We start from the raw sequence: 6,341 nt of genomic DNA on the forward strand, positions 1-6,341 counted from the left end.
GGGAAGCACGCTGACCCGGGTCAGCATGCCGGTGGGCGGGTCGGCGTCGGGGTCGAGGGCCAGGAAGAGGCAGCCGATGTCGCCGGTGTGGTCGCTGGCCACGATGCCCACACCCTGGGCGATCCGGCGCTGCACGTCGGCGAGGGTGTCGGACAGCGCGTCCGCCGGCGGGTCGAGGGCTGGCCGCGCCCGGAAGGCGCGGGTGAGTATCCGCAGCATCCCTTCGGCGTCCGCCGGGCCTGCGATGCGCAACGTCGGCTGGTCGGCCACCTGTTCGATCACGGCGTGCCAGTCTACGCGGCCCGGCCGAGCCAACGGAATTCACCTTGTGGTTGCCGGGTTGCCAGGCGGGCGAAAATCACTTGAAAAGGAACGCGTTAGAATGGTCAGGTGCGCGTTGCGTTTGTCGTCGAGTGCTTTCTCCCTTCCGTCAATGGAGTGACCAATTCGGTACTCCGGACGCTTGAGCACCTGCGACGCCGGGGACACCAGGCACTGGTGGTCGCGCCGAACGATCCGCGCGGGGTGCCCGACAGCTATGCCGGCTTCCCGGTCATCACCACCGCGTCGCTGGCGCTGCCGTGGTATCCGGACATGCGGTTGTCGGCCACCCTGACCGCCCAGGTCGGCAAGCACCTGGCCGACTTCGCACCCGACGTGGTGCACCTGGCCGCGCCGGTGGTGCTCGGCTACAAGGGGGTGCTGGCGGCTGCCCGACTTGGCGTCCCGAGCGTGGCGCTTTACCAGACCGAGGTGCCGAAGTATGCCGTCGAGTACGGCTACCCGGCGGCCGAACCGCTGCTGTGGCACCACCTGCGCAAGCTGCACAACATGGCCACCATCAACCTGGCCCCGTCCAGCTACACCCGCGATGAGCTGCTCGAGCAGGGCTTCTCCCGGGTCGACGTCTGGGGACGTGGTGTCGACACGGGCCGGTTCAACCCCGCCAGGCGCGACCGGGCGCTGCACGATTCGTGGGCCCCGAACGGCGAGGTGGTGATCGGCTACATGGGACGCCTGGGCGCCGAGAAGCAGGTTGCCGACCTGGCGGTGCTGGCCGACCTGCCGGGTACCCGGATGGTGGTGATCGGTGACGGCCCGATGCGCGCCGAACTCGAGGTAAGCCTGCCCAATGCGGTCTTCGTCGGGATGAGAACCGGCAACGACCTGCCGCGCCACCTGGCCAGCCTGGACCTGTTCGTTCACCCGGGCGAACTCGAGACCTTCGGTCAGGCGATCCAGGAGGCGCAGGCGTCCGGCCTGCCGGTGATCGCACCGCGGCGTGGTGGGCCGATCGACCTGATCCAGCCGTCGCACAACGGCTGGCTGTACCAGCCCGGCGACCTGCGCGACCTGCGGCACTGGGTGGCCGACCTGGTCGGTGACGACTTCAAGCGGGCCAGTTTTGGACGCACCGCCCGCGCGCGGGTCGAGAATCGCACCTGGCCGCAGGTCAGCGACGAACTGCTCGACTACTACTGGGCGGCGATCGAGTTGGGCGTGAAGGCTCCGGCCAGGATCGCCTGACGGCCGATCAGCTCGGCCATCCCGGCCAGCACCTCGGGGATCGCGGTGGCCACCACGTCTGGTGGGAACGGCCCCGGCCGGTGGGCGGCTGCCAGCGCCTGCACCGAGGCGCCGATCGCGGCGGCCTTCCAGGCCGGCAACCCGGCCGCCATCAGCGTCCCGCAGATACCGGCCAGGACATCGCCCGACCCCGCCTGCGCGGTCCAGGCCGGGCCCGGCACCGCGAGGGTGACCCGGCCGTCCGGTTCGGCGACGTACTGGGTGGCGCCCTTCAGCAGCACAGTGGTCCGCCAGCGGGACGCCGCCTCGCGGGCCGCCTCGATCGGGTAGTCGACGACCTCGGCGCGGCTGGTGTCGAGCATCGCGGCGAGTTCACCGGCGTGCGGGGTGAGCAGCCAGCCCCCCGGCAGCTGACCCGGCAGGTCGTCCAGCGCCTCGGCGTCCACGATTGTCGGCACCCCCGAATCGAGGATCGGGGCCAGGCGTTCGCGTCCGTTCTCCGGGCCCCAACCGCAGCCGGCCAGCCAGGCCTGGACCCGGCCCTGACCGACGGTGACCGAGGGCTGCCGGTCGACCACGAAGTCGGCCACCCGCTTCGGCCCGTTGAACCGCACCATGCCGACCCCGGAGTAGACCGCGCCGACCACCGAGAGCACCGCGGCCCCCGGGTAGCGGTCGGAACCGGTGTCGACGCCGAGCACGCCGCGGGAGTACTTGTCGGCGTAGGCCGTGGGCCATGGCCACCACCTGGCGACGTCGACCCGCTGCATCTGCCGGATGTCCGGCTCGGGCAGGTCGAGCCCGACGTCGGCGATCTCGACGTCACCGCAGAAGCTGGCGGCCGGCTGCGCCAGGTGGCACAGCTTGGGGGCGGCGAAGGTGACCGTGACGTCGGCGGTCATGTGGTGTGCGGACCGCTGGTGGTGGTCGGCGGTCAGCCCGGACGGCAGGTCGATCGCCAGCACCGGGATCGACAGCGTCTGGCAGGCCTCGGCGAACCAGTTGACCCGCTCGGGCAGCCCGGGACGAGCGCCCAGCCCGATGATCGCGTCGATCACCAGGATGATGTCGGGCAGCATCCGCATCACGGTCAGGGAGTCGATGAACCGGATCCCGGCCTGCCGGGCGGCCACCACCCCCTGCGGGTGTGCCCTGCCGGTGACCAGCCAGATCACCACCCGGTGGCCGGATCGGGCCAGGTTGCGGGCGGCGAACAGGCCGTCGCCGCCGTTGTGGCCGGGGCCGACGGCGACCAGGATGAAGCCGGGCTCGGTCGCCATCTGCATGGCGCGATCCGACACCCTGGCGGCCGCGATCTGCATCAGGTCGTCGTCGGGATTGGCCGCCATGTACTCCTGCTCGGCGGTGCGAATCTGGTCGACACTGTGGATCCCGATCACGATTTCCCCTCACAGACGACAAAAGCAGTCGCCAGCCCACCATCGTGGCTGAGCGACACTCTGATGTTACCCACCCCGAGCTGCGCTGCCCGGGCGGCCACCGTCCCGCGGAGTTCGAACTCGGGCTGACCGTCGGCGGTGGTGACCACCTCCGCGTCCAGCCACGACATCCCGCCCGGTGAGCCGAGCGCCTTGGCCAGCGCCTCCTTTGCGGCGAACCTGGCCGCCAGCGAGGCGGGCGAACGCGGGCTGCCGTCCGGCCGGCGGGTTTCGCCGGCGTTGAACAGTCGGGCCGACAGGCCGGGACGCCTGGTCAGCATGGCATCGAACCGCCCGACGTCGCAGATGTCGACCCCTACCCCGATGATCACTCCACGGTCACCGACTTGGCCAGGTTCCGGGGCTGGTCCACGTCGTGGCCGAGCACGGTCGCCAGCTCGCAGGCGAACAGCTGCAGCGGCACGGTGGCCACCAGCGGCTGCAGCAGCGTCGAGACGTGCGGCAGTCGGACCACCTCGTCGGCAAACTGCTCGGCGTCGGTGTCGCCCTCGCTGACCAGGACGATCGTGCGGCCGCCGCGGGCCCGCACCTCCTGGATGTTGCTCAGTACCTTCTCACGCAACTGGTCGCGGCCGGCGGGCGGGACGATGACGAAGACCGGCATGCCGGGTTCGATGATCGCGATCGGGCCGTGCTTCAGCTCGCCGGCCGCGAATCCCTCGGCGTGCTGGTAGGCGATCTCCTTCAGCTTCAGCGCCCCCTCCAGGGCGACGGGGTAGCCGACGTGCCGGCCGAGGAAGATGAAGTCGGCCTGGTCGGCCAGGTGGTGGGCCAACTGGTAGACCCGGTCGGCCTCGTCCAGCATCCGCTGGATCAGGGCCGGGGTGGCCTCCAGTTCGTCGGTGACCAGCCGGATCTCGTCGGCGTACTTCATGCCGCGCACCTGCGCCAGGTACAGCCCGAGCAGGTAGCAGGCTGCGAGCTGGGTGAGGAAGCCCTTGGTGGACGCAACCCCGATCTCGGGACCGGCGTGGGTGTAGATGACGGCGTCCGACTCGCGCGGAATGGTGGCGCCGTTGGTGTTGCAGATGGCGATCACCTTGGCGCCCTGCACCCGGGCATGCCGGATCGCCATCAGGGTGTCGGCGGTCTCACCGGACTGGCTGATGGTCACGCACAGCGTCTGCGGGTCGATGATCGGGTCGCGGTAGCGGAACTCGGAGGCCACCTCCACCTCACAGGGCACCCGCGTCCAGTGTTCGATGGCGTACTTGGCGACCATGCCGGCGTAGTAAGCGGTGCCGCAGGCGACGATCACGATCTTGTTGACCCGCCGCAGGTCCTCCTGGGAGATACCGCGCATCTCGTCCAGCACCAGTTCGCCGCGCTCGGAGTAGCGGCCGAGCAGGGTGTCGGCCACGGCCTTGGGCTGTTCAAAGATCTCCTTGCGCATGAACCAGTCGAAGCCGCCCTTCTCGGCGGCTGAGGTGTCCCAGTCGACCCGGTACTGGTTGGTCTGCGCGGGCCGGCCGTCGAAGCCGACAACGGTGATATCGCTCGGCGTGATCAGCACGGCCTGGTCCTGGCCCAGCTCGACCACGTCGCGGGTGTGCTCGATGAAGGCGAGCACGTCCGAGGCGACGAAGTTCTCGCCGCTTCCCACCCCGACCACCAGCGGTGAGTTGCGGCGGGCGGCGACCACCTGGTCGGGCTGCTGGGCGTCGACTGCGACCAGGGTGAACGCGCCCTGCAACCGACCGACCACCGCCAGCATGGCGGCCAGCAGGTTGCCGGCCTGTTGCACCTCGCGGGCCAGCAGGTGGGCGGCCACCTCGGTGTCGGTCTGGGAGGCGAACTGGACGCCTGCCTCGGCCAGCTCGGTGCGCAGTTGGCCGAAGTTCTCGATGATGCCGTTGTGGACGACGGCCACCCGGCCGTCGGCGGAGGTGTGCGGGTGCGCGTTCAGGTCGTTGGGGGCGCCGTGGGTGGCCCAGCGAGTGTGCCCGATGCCCTGGTGGGACGCCGGCAGCTCCGCGGCGTCCAGCTCGGCCTCGAGGTTGGCCAGCTTGCCGGCCCGCTTGGCCAGCGCGATCCGGCCGTCGGCGACCAGGGCGATCCCGGCCGAGTCGTATCCCCGGTATTCCATTCGGCGCAGGCCGGAGATAAGCACCTGCTCGGCGTCCTGTGGTCCGGCGTAGCCGATGATTCCGCACATGGCAACGAGTGTAGAGACCGGGCCGCTAGGCTTGCACAATGCGCCACGACGAAGGAGAACGGTGACCAGTCCGTGGGTGACGCTGCCAAGACCGACGTGGGCCCAACTGGCTCATGACACCCAGCTTCGGCTGGACAGCGAGACGATCAACCGCTTGCGAGGCCTGCAGGACCCCACCGACGCCGCCGATGTCGCCGAGGTCTACCTGCCACTGGCCCAGCTGCTGAACCTCTACCGGATCAACCACGACCAGTTGTACTCGGACTCGTACGGCTTCCTGCGCATCTCACCCAGCCGGACGCCGTTCGTGATCGGTGTTGCAGGTTCGGTGGCAGTCGGCAAGTCGACCACCGCCCGACTGCTGCGTGAACTGCTGCGGCGCTCGCCGGGGCAACCGAAGGTCGACCTGGTCACCACCGACGGCTTCCTGTTCCCGAACGCGGTGTTGCAGGAGCGCGGCTTGCTGGCCAAGAAGGGCTTCCCGGCCAGCTACGACACCCGTGCGCTGCTGGAGTTCGTGATCCGGGTGAAGTCCGGCGCGCCGGTGGTACGGGCGCCGGTCTACTCCCACACCGTCTACGACATCGTCCCCGATCGCCACATCACCATCGAACAGCCGGACATCCTGATCCTGGAGGGCCTGAACGTGTTGCAGCCCGCCACGCCGGGCAGCGCCAGCCTGACGGTCAGCGACTTCTTCGACTTCTCGGTCTACGTGGACGCCGACGCCGACGACATCCGGGACTGGTACCTGGAGCGGTTCATGGCGCTGCGCGCCGGCGCGTTCACCGATCCGGACAGCTACTTCCGGGAGGTGGCCCAGTTGCCCGAGGAGCAGGCCAAGGCGTTGGGCCGGGGGTTCTGGGACGACATCAACGCCCCGAACCTGGTGGAGAACATCGAACCGACCCGGGAGCGGGCCACTGCGATCCTGCGTAAGGGCTCCGACCACGTGATCTCGGAGGTCCGGATCCGCAAGATCTAGGAGACTGCTGAACAAGTGCGTGTCTGTGCCCGGGTGGTGGGGCCGGGTGCGGGAGCCTTAGTCGTGTGCAGGGGCGATCGCGGGATCAGCGGGATCTGTTCGATGCGGAGTCGATGGCCGGGGAGTTGCTTGAGCCGGGGAGTGTGTTCGCGTTCCTGGCTGAGCAACGGTTGGCGCTGTTCCCGGAGGAGATGTTCGCCGACTTGTTCCGCTC

The 6,341-nt window shown here is 69.5% G+C and carries 5 protein-coding genes and 1 pseudogene; 2 read left to right on the forward strand and 4 right to left on the reverse strand.

What is annotated here, in order from left to right:
* Window positions 1-282 (reverse strand): annotated as a pseudogene (locus WBL05_RS03070) (hypothetical protein); the annotation flags it as partial.
* Window positions 283-390: 108 nt separating this feature from the next.
* Between WBL05_RS03070 and WBL05_RS03075 the strand changes: the two are divergent.
* Window positions 391-1,527 carry a glycosyltransferase family 4 protein gene (locus WBL05_RS03075; protein WP_424223649.1) on the forward strand — a complete coding sequence of 379 codons (1,137 nt, stop codon included), beginning with the start codon at window positions 391-393 and terminating at the stop codon, window positions 1,525-1,527.
* On the opposite strand, the gene WBL05_RS03080 is transcribed toward WBL05_RS03075, so the two are convergent.
* From WBL05_RS03080 to glmS, 3 genes are read right to left on the reverse strand one after another with little or no spacing between them, the layout of a single operon-like run.
* The gene (locus WBL05_RS03080; RefSeq protein ID WP_424223655.1) at window positions 1,476-2,876 is read right to left on the reverse strand and encodes an NAD(P)H-hydrate epimerase; all 1,401 of its coding nucleotides are present in this window, start codon (window positions 2,874-2,876) and stop codon (window positions 1,476-1,478) included. The two genes, WBL05_RS03075 and WBL05_RS03080, sit on opposite strands and share 52 nt — an antisense overlap.
* Window positions 2,877-2,923: 47 nt before the next feature.
* Window positions 2,924-3,298 carry a holo-ACP synthase gene (locus WBL05_RS03085; RefSeq protein ID WP_424223650.1) on the reverse strand — a complete coding sequence of 125 codons (375 nt, stop codon included), beginning with the start codon at window positions 3,296-3,298 and terminating at the stop codon, window positions 2,924-2,926.
* Entirely contained in the window at window positions 3,295-5,142 is a 1,848-nt protein-coding gene (glmS, locus tag WBL05_RS03090; protein ID WP_424223652.1) for a glutamine--fructose-6-phosphate transaminase (isomerizing), read from the reverse strand. The genes WBL05_RS03085 and glmS overlap by 4 nt, the downstream gene beginning before the upstream one ends.
* Between glmS and coaA the strand changes: the two genes are divergently transcribed.
* The gene (gene coaA, locus WBL05_RS03095) at window positions 5,141-6,127 is read left to right on the forward strand and encodes a type I pantothenate kinase (protein ID WP_424223653.1); all 987 of its coding nucleotides are present in this window, start codon (window positions 5,141-5,143) and stop codon (window positions 6,125-6,127) included. The two genes, glmS and coaA, sit on opposite strands and share 2 nt — an antisense overlap.
* The last annotated feature ends 214 nt before the right edge of the window (window positions 6,128-6,341 follow it).

Source organism: Brooklawnia sp., from assembly GCF_049651565.1.
In the GTDB taxonomy this organism is placed as follows: domain Bacteria; phylum Actinomycetota; class Actinomycetes; order Propionibacteriales; family Propionibacteriaceae; genus Brooklawnia.